At 41.6% G+C, this 351-nt stretch carries 1 protein-coding gene; it reads right to left on the bottom strand.

Annotated elements, in window-relative coordinates; translation table 11 throughout:
- Nucleotides 1-145: 145 nt before the first annotated feature.
- Nucleotides 146-351 (bottom strand): hypothetical protein (locus tag M5B99_RS29900; protein ID WP_248807488.1); only part of this gene is annotated, 206 nt, incomplete at its 5' end.

Genomic DNA, 351 nt, shown 5'->3' on the forward strand with positions numbered 1-351 from the left:
CTCAGTGTAACTGAATAGGAGGAGCCTTCTATAATGCCCATCCTTCTGCTCATGCAATCCGCCATCCAGAGATTTGAGGCGGTTTTCGCTCTTTCTTGGACGCATATGCGAAGTAATTGTTCTTGAGTCAACGGGTTCTCGGCGATCACTCTTTTTTGATGTTGGATAGTGAATCACCTTTGTCCAGCCCACCTTGCTGAACGCAAAGATCATACAGAACAATATAATTAACAACATAAACAACCTCCATTAATGACGAGGATAAGCGTCTTATCTCTCGCATACAAGTCTGTACATTTGAATTAAAGCTTGCAGCTTCGCGAAGTTGAATTTCTTGAAAGTCTTGAATTT

Origin of the sequence: Pseudomonas sp. MWU13-2100, assembly GCF_023242365.1 — a bacterium.
Lineage (GTDB): Bacteria > Pseudomonadota > Gammaproteobacteria > Pseudomonadales > Pseudomonadaceae > Aquipseudomonas.